The organism is Lysinibacillus sp. UBA5990 (genome assembly GCF_002429815.1).
In the GTDB taxonomy this organism is placed as follows: domain Bacteria; phylum Bacillota; class Bacilli; order Bacillales_A; family Planococcaceae; genus Lysinibacillus; species Lysinibacillus fusiformis.
On sequence record NZ_DJAY01000009.1, the window covers coordinates 171,987 to 190,475 of the forward strand.

Consider the following 18,489-nt stretch of genomic DNA (forward strand, 5'->3'; position numbering starts at 1 on the left):
CCGATGACCGATGTTAGAGCCTATTTAAATTCCTTATTCATATTAGAAATATCCTTTCTCTTTTAATGAAATGAATTTACCATCACCAATAATAATGTGGTCTAATAATTCAATTCCAACAATCTTACCGACTTCTGCAAGTCGCTCTGTCACATCAATATCCTCTGGACTTGGTGTTGGATCTCCTGATGGATGTGGATGGCAGCAAATGATTGAAGCTGCGTTGCTGAGGATGGCAGTTTTCATGACCTCGCGTGGATGGACGATGCTGGTATTGAGGCTGCCGATATGGACCGTAGAAATATTTGTTGGTTGGTTCTTTGTGTCAAGGCATGCTACGACAAAATGCTCTCGGTCTACTTCTCCAATGTAGTCTCGGAAAAGTTCATAGCTATCTTGTGGACTACGGACTCTGCGTTGTTTGTAGAGCATGCTTGCTTCTTTTACTAATTTTACTGATACAATGTTAACCCGTTTTGCTGATAATTCTTTTAGTCCCATTTCATTCATTCGAAGCCCTCCTTAAAATAAATCAACCATAGCTCTTTTATAAAAGGCTATGGTTGATCAATATCAAAATGATAATATATACTTCAGTTATCATTCATTACGTAAATAATTAAAGTAATTTGCTAAAACAGTTGAGCAACTAATTCATTCAAGATTACCAATTCATCCTCTACTTTTTTTCTAACCGTCTTACGACGAGATGTAAGTTTCTTTTCAATATCTAAATCGTCTGAAGTAAATGAATCACAAATTTTATTTTCAATTTTCTCTACTTGTTTTACAATTTCTAACTGTAACTCAGTTCGCTGGAACTCTGGAATAAACATGAGTGGTAGTTTATGAACATGTCGTTCTGTAAATCCACCTTCAGCCTGGAAATCTTTTATCACTTTATTTATATAATCGGAATTAATTAACCCCACCACATATCGAGCCTCTTCCATTGTACTAAATGCTGCTACGTATGTTGTTTGGTCAGCGATAAATTTCATTTCATGACTAGTATTATTTTGCTGAATGGCAGCACAAGGCTGACTTCCCCCTGCCCCCATATGAACTAAAATGTTATCTTCATAAAAATTTTGCTGCGTAAGTTTCCCTCGAACATCTAATCCTTTACGGAAACTATTTTTTTGAAACTCTTCTAATGTATCAAATTGACTAAACCATTTAGCAGAATAACTTTCACCTTTAATAATTAACTCTTCATTACTAACCATCTTAATTTCATCATCTACTTTGATAGGTAACGCAACTATTAATTCGTCAGGCAAAATATAAAAAGGTAAGAGCATTTCTGAAATTATGGTACGGAATAAATATTTCGGACTAATGATACCTTTAAAAACCCGATTTTTGAGTTTCTTATTATTTTTATTATTTGCAGCGTATTTAGATGTTGAAATAGATATATTTTTTCCACTTGCACTATTCATTTTTTCAACAAATACAGCAGTACGAGGCATTAAATCCGCCCCTTGTCTAAATCGACCTAAATACGTATTTTGTACAGAAGAGATTACATTGTAATTCGTACTATAAGCACTCTTCTTGTCTAATTGAACTAAATAAATTTTCCCTAAAGACACATTTTCATGCTCGTCTAACGTAATAAGTTCTCGATATTTAAATTCCTTGTTCTCTGCATACTCTTTAGTACAAAACAGTACACATGATTTCACTTTAAATGTTGATAGGTTATTAGGAATTTCCCAAAATTCTTCAAAACGTACATTTACAATTGGATGAAAAGCAGATTGACGGAATTTGTAATGATTATCTCCGTCCATAATTGTACCCGGAAGAATAAACACTGCATCCCCTTCTGGCTTTAAATAAACATCAATGGCTTTCAACATAAATACTGTTGCCATTTCAGGATGATGTGCTGAACTACCTGTAGGATTAATTTTATACTCTTTTGCTAAACCTATAATTTTATTTTTGTACCTAACATTAGGAAGACTTGATATCGTTAGCCAAGGTGGATTACAAATAATAAAATCAAATTCTTGATTCAAACCTTTTGGAACAGTTTTATTCAGAAGCATATATTGCCAAATACCATCATTTATTTTTAATCGTTTCTTGTAAAAATATTTGATTAGAACATCTGATGCTTCTTCTAACATTATTTTTTCAACTTCATCTAATTCAATAATTTCATCTGCTAAGATACCCTCAAACTGGAACTCATCAATAATCCCTTCTAAATCCCCATTAATAAGAGCAAGTTTTGCCAATGAATCGAAGTGTTTATACAACTTAGAAAGTGCCCCATGATTAATTGCTAATGTGCGAGGAATACTGATAATTTGATTTTCTTCATCTAATTCCAATGTAACAATATCATCATCATATAATTTTTTAATTAAAGAATCTGTATGATAAATAGGTATCGTAATCATATCATCAGCTTCAGGTAATAATTCTGCAGTTGTCAAAAGCCACGTTGCTTTCGCCAAAATAACTGCAATTGGATCAACATCAATACCTAGAATATTTTGCTGAATAATTTTAATTTGCTCGGATTTAGGTATTTCTTCAATATCTAAAATATTTCGTAATTCACGAATAGCTTCTCCTAAAATTGCACCTGGACCAACAGCTGGTTCAATAATTTTAGAATCACTTTTTAAATTTGTACGAATACGTTTAAAAATATTTTTCACTAATGATTCTGGTGTGCTAGTCTGTCCGTTCTCTCTTCTAGCTTCAGCAGGGATAATTTCCTCAAAAATCAAATGAAATAAGTTGGCTTTATCTACCTGCTCGAAATTAAATTCCTTTACGTAAAAGTAAAATTCTTTGCCAATACTTACGAACTGTTCTATATACTGTGGTTGTAAAATCCAAGAATAATAATCCGACTCTACAAAATTGGTTACATTTAAAGCTGTTTCAGTCAATTCACCGGTAATCATTTCTCTAATTAAATTATCATCTACGACAGCATTTTCATCTAGTTTTAAACTACGAGCCACAATGATTCTGCCTAACAGCACTAAATAAATGTGCTGACTATAGGTGTTATGAACACGTCCTGGCGGAAATTGATAGTTATATTGCTGAGATTTTACCCATAAATCAATTTGATTTTTTACTATTAAATCACTTTCAGCTATTTCTGTAACAATAGAATATATTTTGCTTACATGTGACTTAAAAAATGTACTATTCTCACCGAAATTCGCTTTTAATGTTCCTGCTGATATGAGCAGTACATTATCTTTAATCAAATATTTTTCTAAAAATTTTTCCACATATATAGCATTGCTTTGAATGTTTGTAGAAGCATCAACTTCCTCACACATAGTCAATTGAACGTCATCTGCACTATATATTTCTTTTTCTTCAGCACATGATGCCTTGTATGCTTTCCAACGTAATCCGTCAGTAATAATCCCAATATGATGATCATCATATCCAAATTCATTCCACTTGCCAGAAGTATATCTACGAATTTCTAAATCAGCTGTTGTAAAGGCACGAGTATCTGTTAAATCCCTCTTCCATTCAACGGTCACACTACCTAAATCCGTATCCTGGAAACCCGTGACACTGTTACTTTCAGAAGATTGTTGTGTGGCAATCTTTCCTTCTGCCCCCATGTAAATATTATCGATTTTTAATCGGGCAATCGGATTTTGGTGAAATATTGATTTTAAATTACCAATCAATATTTCTTTTCGTGCCGTCTCGTTTTTGTTTAAAAATTCAGCTTGTTGCATCACATTTAACATATCAACTGTTGGTTCTAATGAATGTTCCATCTTACCCCTCCTGATTTTACTCATCGTTTTTTAAGTCCTCGTAATTTTAGAGTAAACGAAATCAGTTAAGATGTCAATAAAAAACAGTCAATAAAAAAAGAAGAAATAGCAATACTATTTCTTCAATCTTTCGTTTTTCACAAACTCTATTTCCTCATAGATTTCTTGGAGTAATTTTAGGGCATTTTGTTCAGTATCTGTGACCGTTTCTAATAGCAAGCGATCTATCTCGCTCACTAAATGTTCATCAGGAAATTTTTTATTTTTTATGGTCATTCCTAATTTTTCCAAATTTTGTATTTGCCGCTCAGATAAAACACTTAAATCTGGAACCAAAATTTTTCTTAAATGTGTTGCTTCAACTTTTAACGCACCACCAGCCATTACAGTACAATTTTTCTCTAACTGTAAACGAATCAAACTAGAATTAAAAATTGCCATATACACATGCAATGTTTTTCCATCCACATTATCCTTGAAGGTCATCGTCGTAAAATTGGCATCAATAACATACGGATTTTTCATATCATTTAATACGAAAGGGATTTCCTTATAATTAATTCGATTCACAAAAATATTGCCTATATGTCTAGATTGTAAAGCTAAAGTGTACCAGTATGTAGGTAGACTTTGCTTTTTAGGCTTATTTTTATAGCTTTGTAATACTGGCATTTCTGGTACATAAATAATACCTTCATTTTTTTGCACACGTAGTTTCATTGCTTCTTCTACATAGGCATTTGTAGCCTCATCAAATGCATGTAACCCCATTGTTGTCCAGCCTTCAATTTCCTCACTCATATAATTTTCTGCTAAACAATTTAAATCGTTCCGTAAAATACCTTCCCCGCTTATAAAAATATAATGTGGAAGCCGTTCGTTTGTCACATCATAATAGCTTAAGTCTTTAATAGAGCGTACAGCTTTTTTTAAATACTTTTTCCGAATAAACGTTAATTTATCTTTCTTCTCACCTAAATCAACATAATTATATGTCACTAAAATATACTCATTATATTGGTTTTCATAATTTACGGGTATTTTTGTAGATGGTGCACATATATCTTCAATATTCACTAGATTTTTTTCATAAATATTTTCCCAGTATAAATCTGTACATGGGTTGGTTTGAATACTTCCTTTTACTAAACCTTTTTCTCTAAGTTCCTCAAACGTTAATCGTTTAAAATAAAAGAAACTGTTATATCCCGTACGAATTCCTTGATTAATATTTATAGGTAGGTGATCAATACTCATCCATTTATTTGAACTATACAATGTCTCCATTACGCTCCCATGTTGAAAAAAATCACTCCACTTTTTAGGTAATAAAGGGTCTATTTTTTCCTGAGCAGGTATGAATTTTAGTAATTTTTTTTCTTGTAGTAATTCGCTTAACAGATCTTGTTGTTCTACTATACGAATTCGGACAAAAGCGTCTTCCCAATCGGATTCTATCGTTTCTAACCAATTACTAAATTGTAGTTCTAGATTTTTTCCGTCTTTATAGCATTTTTTACCTTTTAATATATTCGTCATCATATAATGTAAATTATGATTTTGTTGATCTATTTGCTTAAACTTAATAAATTTCACACGGTTTTTAGGATTAAATTTCTTTTTGGACGTAATAACGATTGATGTACTTACTTGTGCATCATCAAAAGCCACAATATTTGAAAGGTCCATTACATATTTCAATTCTGTTAGTTTTACAAGAAATAACTTCAGCATTGCTCCGTAGTCACGATTAATCCATGAATTAGATGTAATGAAGCCCATTTTACCCTTCAGATTACACAAAGTGTATGAAAGTAACCATGTAGGAACCGTTGAATCTGATAAGCCCGAATAGCCTTTCACCATGTTATGCCAAAATAATTCATCTTCCGCAATATAAGCGATTGATTTTTTCTTAATTAATTTTAACCGCTCTTTGAAATGTTCCATATTTTGAATATTTCCTAATAAACTCGCACGAATATATGCGTTCACAAATTTCCCTTGAGCTTTCGAATCTTCCAGTAACTCATTGTAAACTTCAATATACGCCCTTTTAAATTTGTTTGGTATATATTTATATAACTGCCCTAAATTTTGATAGCGAATATATGCTGGATTTCCGATAATTACATCGAATGGTTCCACACGCTGTTGTTCATTATCTAATGCAAACATCTCTTTCGAAGGTGGAGTACGAATAAAGGGATTGAAAGCATCTACGTTTAATATTTCTACCTCATGTGAATATTTTTTTTCTAATTTTTCAACCTTAAATACTAATTTAGCAATTTCAGCAGTTATTAAATTTATTTCAAACCCAACAAATTCTTTTTTTACACCGAAATCCGCTTGCTCTAAAAGCTCTATAGTGGATGAAATGAATAATCCTGTACCGCACATTGGATCTAAAATTCGCTTACTTTCTTTAGTGATAGTAAGCGCTGCAATCAGTTTACTAATCGTATGTTCTGTAAAAAATTTCCCTAAATCTTTACGTTCTTTTTTACTAATTACATCTTCATAAATACTGACCAATTCAATCAAATCAAAGTCATTAGCCATGTTTAATAGCGCATAGTAATTTTTCTCTTTATCTATCTCTAATAAAGCTACATAATACATTGTAGTTGGAAACTCATTCACTTCATTTTTTTTGTCTATACATGATAAAAGATCCTGGACATGATTTATTTTTTTATACTCATTCGCTTCATACTTCTTTAAGAAGAGTATGTTCAAGATAAATAGATAAAGTAATTTTTCAACACTTTTCTCCAAATTGTGATGGAAATCCTTTTCTTTATCCTTCAAATCATTGATTTCTAACCAACGTTCATGAATATTAGAAAGCTTACTTTGTTCAAAATGTAAAGCTAGCTTAGAAGTAATCGTTTGAATTATTTCTAAGCTAGCAGATTGCCATTTCGTATACTGCGTTCTTCTGGTGCTCTTATCGTATGACAACATGGCCGTTCACTTACTCCTTTAAAAATCTTATTTTTAATTGCTTATAGAAATCCTTTGCATCGTAATTGACTGAAAAATGATTTTTGATCATGTAACTTAAATAAACACTGTATAAAAATTGCTTATCTTTTTCTATTTCTTCCTTCGACTTATAATTTTCATTTATTACATCAGATAAATGATCCCATATATTACATTCATCATCACTCAATGTTTTTAATGCATTTTCCTGAAAAGGTTTTATTACACCAATAATAATATCTTTCCCTACCGCATTTTGAGATTTTACTTGCTTAATACTACCTTGCTTTTTATCTAAGATTGATGTTTCAACGATTCTAAATCCGACCTCAACCATTGATTCAATTGTTGCATTCCATACATCTTTTTTAGAATTATGAAATACGACGGACATATGTTTCCCAGCCTTGAGTATACGATACATTTCACTAAATGCTTGCTTCATTAATTCTTTGTAATCAACAAGTCCTTTACCTTGAGCTTTGCAAATAATCGCTTCATTTTTATTATCAGTATATTTTCCTAACCATGCTTCTAAAATAAAATTCATCTCAGAATAGATTATATCTTGTCCGAAAGGCGGATCAGTAAAAATATAATCAATACTATTATCTGGGATATTTAAATCTGTAATAGACTGTGTAGAAATTCGTATATCATTTTTATCTACATTAAATAAGCCCGATGCTTTTATTAAATTCTTTAATTTTTGTTCTTTAATTCCTTTAATAATATTCTTCTCTAAAGAGATTGATCCAAGATATAATTGACCATTTTGATAGCCTGTCACTACTAAATCTTCTACGCTTTTCTTGAATACAACTCGTGTCATTAACGTTGAATTAGATAAATTATAACTAGAAATTAAAAATAACAGTTGATTCCTCACTTCTAAAGGCGCTTTCAATGCATTTTCCCACAATGACCCTAACACAATTAAATTTCTTCTTGTGTAAAAATGATGAACATGGGTAACCCCTTTATGATAACCACTTCGATACATCTCACCCCAATTACCATCTTTAAACATCATTTTTACATTGGGGACCGTTTCTGGAATAGGTGTTAATTCAATTCGATTAATCAACTTAATATCATTTTCTATACATTCACGGTAATATTTCTTTTTACCGACTTGAACATATACACGCTTTGGTACTCTCTTTATACGAGATGCTTTTTCCTTTAAGACATCGTCATATATCTCTTCGGTTACTCTTTCACAAGCTGATTTTTCAAGATTTGTATTACAAGATGGACAAGTAAATGTATCTTTAAAAGTTTTATTTTCGAAATCTACTCCTACATCCCAATAGTCGATTTCAAAATTGCAGTTAGGGCATTTGTATATTTCTGACCAAACAATTTGACGAATAGTCTCTTCAACGCCATCATTCATTACTTTATACATCCAACCAATTTCTTTTTCACTTTCTTCTAAAAGTTGAACTGCTGCTTGTTCAAGTTTTTTTACATCAACAGGAAGAGCAATACTTGAAGAAATAAAGGTAGCAATTGGACTCAAATCTGTTAAAATCGCTTTACGCTTTCCTAATTTATAATCTACATTATGTTCTTGGAATTCTTGTTCGATTTTACTATCTACCTCATCACAAGAGATAGCCGCTAAACCCGTTGAACCTGTTCCTGAAAAACCATCAAATACAACGTCTCCTGGTTTTGTATAATACAAAATATATTTTATTATTGAATGATAATCTATTTTCGTAGGATAAGAATGCATATTATATACAGGACCACTTCTTTTGGATTCAACAGGATCATTATAAGGAGTCCAATTAGAATTTCGTATTATTTCACTAGACGTCTCAGATATATCTAGAATTTCTGCAATACACTCATTTTCACCCGTAGAATAGTACGGTAATCTATTTAAATTTTTCATTATATTCTCTCCTAATTTACATCTCGCAATTATACCATCTAACTTTTTAAAACAGGTAGTGTACTGTTCATTATAACATGCAAAACATACGTTCCCTATTTTAAATAAAAATATCCCAGTAAAAATTTTTACTGGGATTAACTAATTCATATTTTCAAATAGAAAGTTAAAACCGCACTTACTTATGATACGGTTCACCCTTCATAATTCTAAAGCTTCGATAAACCTGCTCTACGAGTACGAGCTTCATGAGCTGGTGGGGTAAGGTCATTTTGCCGAAGGATTGTTGCTCATCGGCTCTTTTTAGGACGTCTTCGTGTAGGCCCAGGGAGCCGCCGATGACGAAGGCAATTTTGCTTTTGCCATAGGTCATGAGAGATTCAAGATCAGTAGCCATTTGTTCCGAGGTTTTCATTTTGCCATTGATAGCGAGAGCAATTACATACGTGTCTGTACTAATTTTGGCTAGTATTCGTTCTCCCTCTTTTTTCTTCACGATATCCATTTCAGCATCACTAAGTTGTTCGGGTGCTTTTTCGTCAGCTACCTCTATTAAATCCATTTTTGCATAGCCGCCTAGTCGTTTTACGTACTCATCGATCCCCATTTTTAAGTACTTTTCTTTTAACTTGCCGACTGATACAATCGTTATATTCACACGTTATCCACCTTTACAATTCATTTACAAACAAATTATCCACAAAAGTTATCAACATATCCACATGCCATTGCTATATATTGTGTAAAGTTATTTACTTGATACAATATATTCTGCTGGCTGTTCACAGTAGCTACACTTTGTGGATAACTTTTTTTCATCTTCGATTTTATCCATAATTGGGAACACTTTTTGCTCTGCTACAAACATGTCTAAAGCGTGTTCTATATGGCTTTCACAGCTGTATTTTTCCATTTTTTGATGTCTCCTTATTTTCCGAAATTTCCACAAACTTATTCACATTTCAGTCTATGTTATCCACAACCTATTGTATCAAAGGAATAGCATGTATGGAAGAAGTGCCTTTTCCTCACTGTTTATTGTATACAATCAGTATTCAAAATTTTCTAGTTATCCACAATATTTTATTAAAGAGCTTCTTCATCTCCACAAAAAAGCAGCGGAGATTTTACAATCTCCACTGCTACTCATCCCTTTTACAATGTATTACCGTTTGTTAATGTAAGCGTAAGCTCTACCAATTTACCTTGGCGGTAAACTTTTAATGATAATTGATCACCGATTTTTTTCTCATTATATAGATGTTTTCGTAAATCAATGGCTGTTTCGATTTTTTGACCATCCATTTCCACAATAACATCATATTGTTGGATACCTGCTTTTGATGCTGGTGAGTTATTCATTACATCTGTAATCACAACACCTGTTGTCACTTCTGCTGGTAATTTTAATGTTTGTTGTTGGTAGAAGGCTGGAACATCTGTTAAGTCAGCTAATGAAATTCCCATTGTTGGACGTTTCATTTCACCATTTTTCTCTAGCTCCTCAATAATCGGAATGGCTGAATTAATTGGAATAGAGAAACCTAAACCTTCCACAGAGGATTCTGCAATTTTCATGGAGTTAATCCCTATTAACTCTCCAGCTAAATTGACAAGTGCTCCTCCACTATTCCCTGGATTAATGGCTGCATCTGTTTGTAATACTTCTTGCTGCCAGTCTTCTGTGCCATCACCGTTTAAGTCTACTGGTACAGAACGATCCTTACCTGAAACAACGCCTGTTGTCACAGATCCATAGAAGTCTAAGCCAAGTGGATTACCTATTGCTATAACTGTTTCACCTTGTTTTAACACATCGGAGTTACCGAATGTCGCTACTGTTTTTACATTCTTTGAGCTAATTGAAATGACAGCAAGGTCTGTCCAAACATCATGGCCCACTAATTCCGCTTGCTCTTTTGTTCCATCAGGCATTGTAACCTCTAATTGTTTAGCTCCTTCAATAACGTGGTTATTTGTTACGATAAAGGCTTTGTCCCCTTCAATTTTATACACTACACCTGAACCGCTTCCCGCTTCTTTTGTTGTTGTTGATTGCGGGCTCCAAAATCCTCCACTTGTTACTTCTTGAATATTAGTAATACCCACAACGGCTGGAGAAGCTTTATCAACGGCTTTTGTAACATCCGTCGTTACCTCGGTGGCAACTTGATTAATCGTTGTATCGTTCTTCCCTGTATTACTTGATGTTGTACCTGGCATTTGATTGACCAGACCTGGCAACATCAGCCAAACAAGTAAGGCACCAATAATGACGCCGACCAAGCCACTAAAGAAATAGCCACCTTTTCCTCCGCCTCCACCTTTCTTTTTATGACGCTTGGCTTGCATTTCTTGCTCCTCGCGCTCTAATCTTTCTTGAAGAGGTGATTTCGGTATTTCATCATTTTTTAGGAAATCACTGTTTTTATCATCATCTTGAAAGTAACTCATGTTCCTCATCCTTTCCTATACTGCTTTTGTTAATTGTTACCCTAATCTTACGATTCAAACATTAAAATCAGATGAAAAACAAATAAAATGGACATAAAAATAGCTGCCCAACGCATTTATTAAAATGCGTCGAACAGCTTTAAGTTTTACCTAAATAACGAGTCGTTAAACCGTTACTAATTTGGTTGGCTCTTCTGCATCGGTATCAAAAAGATGAACATGCTCGCCAACCATAATGCCACAGGACTGTAAGGTTTGTGACACGCTCATGCGCGCCAGCTCTTTCATATTATTATCCTTACTTAAATGCGAAAGATAGATATTGGTAGTCTTATCAAATACAACCTCACTCATTGCAATCGCTGCATCCTCATTGGACACATGTCCTACATCACTTAAAATACGGCGTTTAATGGACCAAGGATAACGTCCCATTTGAAGCATATTAACATCATGATTACTCTCAAAAACAAAGGAATCTGCTCCGCGTATAATACCCTTCATACGATCACTGACATACCCTGTATCTGTAATAATGACAAGCTTGCGATTACCTTCATGGAACGTGTAGAACATTGGATCTGCTGCATCATGCGAAACAGCAAAAGATTCAACGGCTAAAGAGCCAAAATGCTTCACTGTATCCATGTCAAATTCAAAACGTTGCTCTACAGAAATATCACCAACCAGCCCGTCCATTGCCTGCCATGTTTTGGCGTTTGCATAAATAGGTACATTATATTTTCGTGCCAGTACACCTATCCCTTTAATATGATCACTATGCTCGTGTGTAACGAAAATACCACTAAGCTGCTTCATATTACGATCAATTTTTATAAATAGCTGCTCCATCTTTTTCCCACTAAGACCAGCATCAACGATAAAGGCATAATCGTCATTCTCTACATAAATTGAATTCCCCGTACTGCCACTTGCTAAAACACTAAATCGCATTATTCAACTCCCCAGTCTTCTTCTTCGCCCTCTTGCTTGTCCTCCTGGATTTCAATGATTTTGCCTTCTACTGCATTGACAAAATACTCTTCTGTTTCCCCATCCGATAATTTCACTCGTACTTCCCATGTTGGCACTAATACCTGTGTACGAGTCAATTTAACAAGTGTTGAGTAACCTAACTTCATTTGCGTAATACGTGAGTCTGGCTTGAGCGGTCCTTTTGCATATAAAGTTTGAATAATTTGAAGTGGAGGAATGACAGTTTCCTGTTGTTCCATTTCTTCAATATTATCAATCATTGTTTGCTCATACATTGTTACTTCATTGTTGGTATTCCACTTAATTTTTAATGAACCATTGTAATAGAACATCCGGTTATTAGTTTTCTGGAAAAAAATTGCGATGCGCTCTTCGCGATCTACTTTCCATAAAGCATACGATGCTCCTTCATTTACGTTTGCAACAGCAAAGTCCGTAAAGCTTGCATCATCACTCACATTCCGTAATTTAACAGGCTTTAAGAAAATGGCACGAACTTTAGTATTCGTATTATCCCTAAATGTAATTTGTTGGTTGTTATTACTAAATTCATCTATTGTGAATTTATGCACTTGAGCTGTCATATACGAAGCAAATTCAATATTATTTGGTAATGAGCCATACGTAATATTATCATCTTTTAAACGAGCTTCTATTGTTTTTTCACCTGGAACTTCAATATCTTTTGCCTCATTATAGCGATTTACATAAAGTGAATATAAGAAGATGTTTAGAATTAAAAAAACGAATATAAAAATAGATTTCGTTCTATTCCAATCCATTTTTAACACCTCCTAAAACTTCAGGGGTTAGTTTAATCCAAGATCCATTACGAATGACAAACCAACAAGGTTCAAATGTAAATATATTTAGTTCTTGATTTTGTGTTAAATAATAACCTAAAACAATTTCATCGATATCCGCTAACGCAATATTATTCCCAACTTTTAATCTCTCAGCAATATCTGCTCCCGAAGATAATTCTTTGATTTCCTTTTCTGCTTCAATATCCATATCTAATGAGAAGTATGGACGCTTATAATGGAAAATCCGACTATCTCCCCAAATTGTCGTCATTCGGGTAATGACATGATTGCTATAGACCGGTAAACCTTGCAAATATAATTGATAATCCATTTGATTTTTATTTGTGTTCGTTGAAGCATAACGGAAATCTGCAGTATATCCACCATGCTCGTTAATAAATTCAAAGCTATCTTTTAGAAGTTTTGAAGGCTCAATTCTAATACTACTTTCTGCAGCTGGATAAACATAGTTTAATGACTTTAGATTTGTATCTAATGTCATTAATGACATACCATCCGTATATTTTTCAGAGGATGCACTTTCAACATTGCGCCGTACTATATTTGGATCTGTAAATAACACATTTTTAAATAATTCTGGTGTGATTTCTTCAATATAGTACGTAAATTTTACGGACTCCATTTTATTGTTATCTACATAAAGAGATGTCTGATTTTCTCGCTCAATTTCTTTAAAAGTGCCATATTTTTTTGCAGGCTCTATGACTTCCTGTATAAATTGGTTCATGTTTGGCACGCTGACATGTGAGCGGAATAATGATTGGTTATTACTACTAATGTAATAAACCATTAACTCTTTGGAGTTTGAATTACTCCAGTCAATAATCATACGATTGAAGGTTGTTTCTGGTAACTCTTTTTCAGCAAATTGAAAAATGGTGTTAAAGGCTGAAAATGGAACCTCACCAGTGAAAAAAATAGTCATTCGATGATCTGCCCCAATAATTTGATTCACATAGTTTGGCGACAGATTGTTGTTAACTGGCTCTAAATCTAGAACGTTCCAGCCTTTAAATGTTTTCATCAAATTCTTCATGGCATTGTTAGATACTGTGCCTGTAAAATCCTCATCAAAACGGAAAATAGCCTTGTATGGACGAATAATATCCTCCATTTCCTTTTGCGGCTTTATTAAAATTTCCTTCCGTTCCGTATTTTCAATATATTTATAATCCGGTGTGTAAGTCCAAATCAAAAAGGTTAGAATCACACTTAGCATGACAAGTAGAAATAAAACGACAGATTTAACTGGCTCTATATATTTCATTCCCACTCACCTGCCTCACCAAATTCATCTGCATCGTATGGTAATGTGAAGAAAATTGTCGTGCCCTGCCCTTCCTCACTCTCTGCCCAAATCTTTCCGCCATGCGCTTCAATCATTTCCCGCGCAATAGCAAGCCCCAAGCCTGTTCCTCCCATGGAACGAGCACGGGCCCGATCGACACGATAGAAGCGATCAAAAATGCGGCCTACGTTTTCTTTAGGAATCCCCATACCATCATCTGAAATCATGACTTTTAGCATGTCACCTTGTCCTGTGAAGCCAAAACGAATATTTCCACCGTCTGGAGAATATTTGATGGCATTCGAAATGATATTATCAATGACCTGTGTCACCTTATCCGTATCAATTTCTACGTAAAAGGAGGTTTCAGGGAATAATCGTGCAAACTGTACTTTATCAGACTTAGACATTTCAAATCGATCGATAATTCGGTTAAAGAATGAATTAAATAAGACAATATCTTTGTTTAACTCATAGTCTGAACTATCCATTCGTGATAATTGCAATAAATCATTGACTAGTCGAATCATACGTTCTGTTTCAGTTTGCGTTACATTTAAAAATGTAGGAGCAATATTTTCATCCTTCCATGCCCCATCTGCCAGTGCCTCTAAATAACTACGCATAGTTGTTAATGGTGTTCTTAATTCATGGGATACATTCGATACAAACTCGCGACGATCCATTTCTATCTTTTCCTGCTCTGTTATATCGTGTAATACAGTAATAAGACCATTAATAAAGCCTGTCTCTTTTTGAATAACCGAGAAATTGGCACGTAATATATAAGGTGCATCTGATGTACTGAAATTTAAATTAATAGCATCACTCATATGAATTAAATCTTCAAAGCTATATTCCTGATCAATTCCCAATACCGAGGCAATGGGACGACCTAATGTAATATCCCTTGAAATATGCAGTAACTCCAGAGCCGGGTCATTAATTAAAATAATACGTCCCTTACGATCTGTCGCAATAACGCCATCTGTCATATTACTAAGGACGGAATCTAGCTTTCGCCGCTCCGCATCAGTAGTGGATTGTGCCTCTTGCAAACGATTGGTTAAATGATTAAAGGTAACGGCAAGCTGACCTATTTCATCTGTACCGTATACCCTTACCTTGCGAGAATAGTTGCCCTTTGCCATCGCTTGAGCCTGCTTTCGCATATCAGCAATTGGTTGTGTTATTGTTCGAGCAACGAGAATACCTAAAAAGATAGTAAAGACTAACGACATAGCTGTGCCGCCAAGGAAAATACGGTTAATTTCGTTCATTTGTTCAAAAACGGATTCTATATTCGCTTCAATATATAGAACACCGATAATTTCATCATCTGGCCCTGCACCAGCTCGAATGGGGTTCGCCAATACCCATACTCGATTCCTCGTTTTGTTATCGAGTTTTATAATATCAAAGAGCGTTTCAGCAGATATCGCACGACGCACAAGGTCCGTGTTAGAGCGTTGTCCTATTAAATTTTGATTCTCGAGCTCAGATGTAGCAAGTATTCTTTGTCTATCATCAATGACACGAATTTCTAAAATATCACCATTAGAAACATCTCTTAAACCAGTTGAAAACTCCATAACGATTGACTTCAAGCTTTCCTCTAGTTTAGGCATGCTTTCGTCTCGTTCCTTTAAAATTTCCTCACGAAGACTATATTGCATCAGGTCAACTCGCTGAAAAATAGAATCTTGGAAGTTGCTCTTCAAATTTTGTTCTAACTGACGGGCAAAATAGATACCGATAATTTGTAAAGCAAGCAATATTAATAAAATATAAATCAGCACTAGTTTGACATGTATGGATTTAAAGAAGCTCACTTTCTGCATTCCTATTACTCCTGTTCAGGATTTCGTAAATAATAACCTACACCACGTCTTGTGACAATCCAAGCAGGGTGACTAGGATTATCCTCGATTTTTTCACGTAAACGACGAATTGTTACGTCAACAGTACGAACGTCACCAAAGTAATCATAGCCCCATACCGTTTGTAATAAATGTTCACGTGTCATTACTTGTCCAATATGTTTACCTAAATAATGTAGCAGCTCAAATTCTCGATGGGTAAGCTCAATAGCCTCATCACGCTTCATTACTAAATAAGCATCTGGTTGAATAACAAGGGATCCTACAACAATTTCGTTTGATTCCTCTTCTTCCTCTTCTGCTGCTGGTGCAGCAACCTGTAAACGTCGCATATTAGCCTTTACACGAGCAATAAGCTCTCGTGTACTAAATGGCTTAGTGACATAATCATCTGCGCCCATTTCTAAGCCTAATACTTTATCAATCTCAGAGCCTTTAGCCGTCAGCATAATAATAGGGAAGTCATATTTTTTCCGTATTTCTCTACACACTTCCATACCATCGCGCTTTGGTAGCATTATATCTAGTAGCATTAAATCTGGTTGCTCCTCATCAACCTTCTTTAGTGCCTCATCACCATCATACGCACATATCACTTTATATCCTTCTTTTATTAAATTAAATTGCAGAATATCTGCGATTGGTTTTTCATCATCAACAACTAAAATTGTTTTGTTCATTCATTCTCTCCCTCTCGTTTTTTATCTATTCTTAAACATGTTGTATTTGTAAGTTCACTACTCTTAACTCTATCATGCTTTCAGTTTCCTTGCATTAATCGTTCATCAATCACTTTAAATACTTTGACATAATGGGCTATATTTCAACAAGTATTTCTCGGGAAATAATAGAAAAGACAGCCCACTATTTGGACTGTCTACTATTCAAAATGTTTATCGGCCTACATATGATAGCGGATTAACTAATGAACCGTTCTTTTCAACTTCAAAGTGTAAATGTGTGCCTGTCGAGTTTCCAGTAGAACCCATAATACCGATAACAGAGCCCTTTTCCACTACTTGTCCTACTTCAACATTAATAGAAGATAGATGTCCATAAAGCGTTGTATAACCATTATTGTGATTAATAACAATGCGATTACCATAAGTACCCGATGTACCAGCTGCACTAACTACACCATTATCAGCTGCCAAAATATTGTAATTACTTGGACGAGCAATATCGATTCCACGGTGGAAGGCACCCCAACGTTCGCCCATACCACTTGAGATATAGCCTCCTACTGCTGGCCATGAAAATTCACCTGTGCCACGTGAAGAGATTACCTTTGTCCCAACTACTTCAATTTGGTCCACTGGCTCTTGGATAACTTTTTCTTCTAATGCAACTTTTGCTGTTTGCTTACCATTTTCAGACGTTAGGGCGTATGTTGTTTCTTTTTTACCATTAGCGCCTTCTTGCTTGATGACCTTTTCACCTTTATACATAGTAGGATCTTCTTCCACTACTTTTTTGAATGGAATCACATCTGCTACTTTCTTTTTCTTTTTAACCTCAAGATTTACAAATGGCTTTGCCACCGTTACATTCAATTCCTGTCCAACTTGTAAAACAGTATCAACTGTTACTTCAGGGTTTAAAGCTAGCAACTCACTTGTAGTTAAATTATGCTTTTTAGCGACAGAACCTAATACATCACCTGATTCAATTTTATAGCTATCTTGTTCAAGGTATCCTGTCATTAAATAGTTTACGGCTTGCTCAGGTGTTAAGATTTGAGTTGGTGTAACTTTTTGTGATATTCCTGAAACATCCTGTTTAAATGAAATATCTAAAAGTCGTGATTCTCCAGCTTGTAATTCTGGTACATTATTTGTAGATTGGTTTTGTGCTAATTTATCTAACTCTGGCTGAGAAATATATTGTAGCTTCAACAGTTGAACCGTTTTTTCATAGGCTTCTGTATTTTTTAATGATACGACTGGCTTATGATTTACTAGTATTGTAAAAGCATCCGATTTCGCTACTAAAGATTGCTTAAGTTTTGATAATGTATCTGCATCTTTTGTTTCATTTGTAAAAACTTGTTCTGGGATTATTTTGACAGATGAGCTAGCATCCATAGATAACTCTTTGAATTGCTGACTCGCTTCTTTTTCTTTTGAAGCAATAACTTCTTGAATAGCATTCTCGTCAGATACTGCACCAATATAGTCATTTCCCACATAGACATGGTATATTTTATTTAAATTTTCTTTCGTATGTTCTTTAGCAAAACCCATATTTATCGTTAGGCTCGTCATTAAAACTGCAATGATCGAAACCTTTTTAAAAGAAGAAAAATTGTAGGTGAATCTATTGTTTTCTTCTTTTTTATTCCAAAACGAATTCATCAATAAAGCCC

At 34.3% G+C, this 18,489-nt stretch carries 13 protein-coding genes; all 13 read right to left on the reverse strand.

Features of this window, described 5'->3' with window-relative positions:
• Window positions 1–42: 42 nt before the first annotated feature.
• Complete coding sequence (locus tag B3D94_RS06395; protein WP_069483120.1) at window positions 43–510, reverse strand: JAB domain-containing protein; 468 nt, start codon at window positions 508–510, stop codon at window positions 43–45.
• A 122-nt stretch (window positions 511–632) separates the two neighbouring features.
• Window positions 633–3,782: an Eco57I restriction-modification methylase domain-containing protein gene (locus B3D94_RS06400; RefSeq protein WP_069483119.1), complete on the reverse strand. Its 3,150-nt coding sequence runs from the start codon at window positions 3,780–3,782 to the stop codon at window positions 633–635.
• A gap of 114 nt (window positions 3,783–3,896) precedes the next feature.
• The gene (locus tag B3D94_RS06405) at window positions 3,897–6,752 is read right to left on the reverse strand and encodes an N-6 DNA methylase (protein WP_291755826.1); all 2,856 of its coding nucleotides are present in this window, start codon (window positions 6,750–6,752) and stop codon (window positions 3,897–3,899) included.
• A gap of 10 nt (window positions 6,753–6,762) precedes the next feature.
• On the reverse strand, window positions 6,763–8,679 hold the full coding sequence (locus B3D94_RS06410; RefSeq protein ID WP_083244760.1) for a DNA methyltransferase: 1,917 nt from the start codon (window positions 8,677–8,679) through the stop codon (window positions 6,763–6,765).
• Window positions 8,680–8,857: 178 nt separating this feature from the next.
• Entirely contained in the window at window positions 8,858–9,337 is a 480-nt protein-coding gene (gene rlmH / locus B3D94_RS06415) for a 23S rRNA (pseudouridine(1915)-N(3))-methyltransferase RlmH (protein ID WP_069483117.1), read from the reverse strand.
• A 90-nt stretch (window positions 9,338–9,427) separates the two neighbouring features.
• Entirely contained in the window at window positions 9,428–9,592 is a 165-nt protein-coding gene (locus B3D94_RS06420) for a CxxH/CxxC protein (RefSeq protein ID WP_069483116.1), read from the reverse strand.
• Window positions 9,593–9,834: 242 nt separating this feature from the next.
• Window positions 9,835–11,133 (reverse strand): S1C family serine protease, encoded by a 1,299-nt coding sequence (locus B3D94_RS06425; RefSeq protein ID WP_069483115.1) that lies wholly within the window; start codon window positions 11,131–11,133, stop codon window positions 9,835–9,837.
• 165 nt (window positions 11,134–11,298) lie between these two features.
• Window positions 11,299–12,087, reverse strand: coding sequence for an MBL fold metallo-hydrolase (locus B3D94_RS06430; RefSeq protein WP_069483114.1), 789 nt, complete (start codon window positions 12,085–12,087; stop codon window positions 11,299–11,301).
• Window positions 12,087–12,911, reverse strand: coding sequence for a two-component system regulatory protein YycI (locus tag B3D94_RS06435; protein ID WP_291755832.1), 825 nt, complete (start codon window positions 12,909–12,911; stop codon window positions 12,087–12,089). The genes B3D94_RS06430 and B3D94_RS06435 overlap by 1 nt, the downstream gene beginning before the upstream one ends.
• Window positions 12,898–14,223 carry a YycH family regulatory protein gene (locus B3D94_RS06440; RefSeq protein WP_029986985.1) on the reverse strand — a complete coding sequence of 442 codons (1,326 nt, stop codon included), beginning with the start codon at window positions 14,221–14,223 and terminating at the stop codon, window positions 12,898–12,900. Before B3D94_RS06440 ends, B3D94_RS06435 begins: the two co-directional genes overlap by 14 nt.
• The gene (walK, locus tag B3D94_RS06445) at window positions 14,220–16,085 is read right to left on the reverse strand and encodes a cell wall metabolism sensor histidine kinase WalK (protein ID WP_025115722.1); all 1,866 of its coding nucleotides are present in this window, start codon (window positions 16,083–16,085) and stop codon (window positions 14,220–14,222) included. Before walK ends, B3D94_RS06440 begins: the two co-directional genes overlap by 4 nt.
• Window positions 16,086–16,090: 5 nt before the next feature.
• Window positions 16,091–16,804, reverse strand: coding sequence for a response regulator YycF (yycF, locus tag B3D94_RS06450; RefSeq protein WP_291755838.1), 714 nt, complete (start codon window positions 16,802–16,804; stop codon window positions 16,091–16,093).
• 213 nt (window positions 16,805–17,017) lie between these two features.
• Window positions 17,018–18,478 (reverse strand): M23 family metallopeptidase, encoded by a 1,461-nt coding sequence (locus tag B3D94_RS06455; protein WP_069483112.1) that lies wholly within the window; start codon window positions 18,476–18,478, stop codon window positions 17,018–17,020.
• Between the last annotated feature and the right edge of the window lie 11 nt (window positions 18,479–18,489).

What these genes read in the sequence shown, in the direction of transcription:
- B3D94_RS06395 (WP_069483120.1), bottom strand. Translation starts at nt 510, where the DNA reads ATGAATGAAATGGGACTAAAAGAATTATCAGCAAAACGGGTTAACATT.
- B3D94_RS06400 (WP_069483119.1), bottom strand. Translation starts at nt 3,782, where the DNA reads ATGGAACATTCATTAGAACCAACAGTTGATATGTTAAATGTGATGCAA.
- B3D94_RS06405 (WP_291755826.1), bottom strand. Translation starts at nt 6,752, where the DNA reads ATGTTGTCATACGATAAGAGCACCAGAAGAACGCAGTATACGAAATGG.
- B3D94_RS06410 (WP_083244760.1), bottom strand. Translation starts at nt 8,679, where the DNA reads ATGAAAAATTTAAATAGATTACCGTACTATTCTACGGGTGAAAATGAG.
- B3D94_RS06420 (WP_069483116.1), bottom strand. Translation starts at nt 9,592, where the DNA reads ATGGAAAAATACAGCTGTGAAAGCCATATAGAACACGCTTTAGACATG.
- B3D94_RS06425 (WP_069483115.1), bottom strand. Translation starts at nt 11,133, where the DNA reads ATGAGTTACTTTCAAGATGATGATAAAAACAGTGATTTCCTAAAAAAT.
- B3D94_RS06430 (WP_069483114.1), bottom strand. Translation starts at nt 12,087, where the DNA reads ATGCGATTTAGTGTTTTAGCAAGTGGCAGTACGGGGAATTCAATTTAT.
- B3D94_RS06435 (WP_291755832.1), bottom strand. Translation starts at nt 12,911, where the DNA reads ATGGATTGGAATAGAACGAAATCTATTTTTATATTCGTTTTTTTAATT.
- B3D94_RS06440 (WP_029986985.1), bottom strand. Translation starts at nt 14,223, where the DNA reads ATGAAATATATAGAGCCAGTTAAATCTGTCGTTTTATTTCTACTTGTC.
- walK (WP_025115722.1), bottom strand. Translation starts at nt 16,085, where the DNA reads ATGCAGAAAGTGAGCTTCTTTAAATCCATACATGTCAAACTAGTGCTG.
- yycF (WP_291755838.1), bottom strand. Translation starts at nt 16,804, where the DNA reads ATGAACAAAACAATTTTAGTTGTTGATGATGAAAAACCAATCGCAGAT.
- B3D94_RS06455 (WP_069483112.1), bottom strand. Translation starts at nt 18,478, where the DNA reads ATGAATTCGTTTTGGAATAAAAAAGAAGAAAACAATAGATTCACCTAC.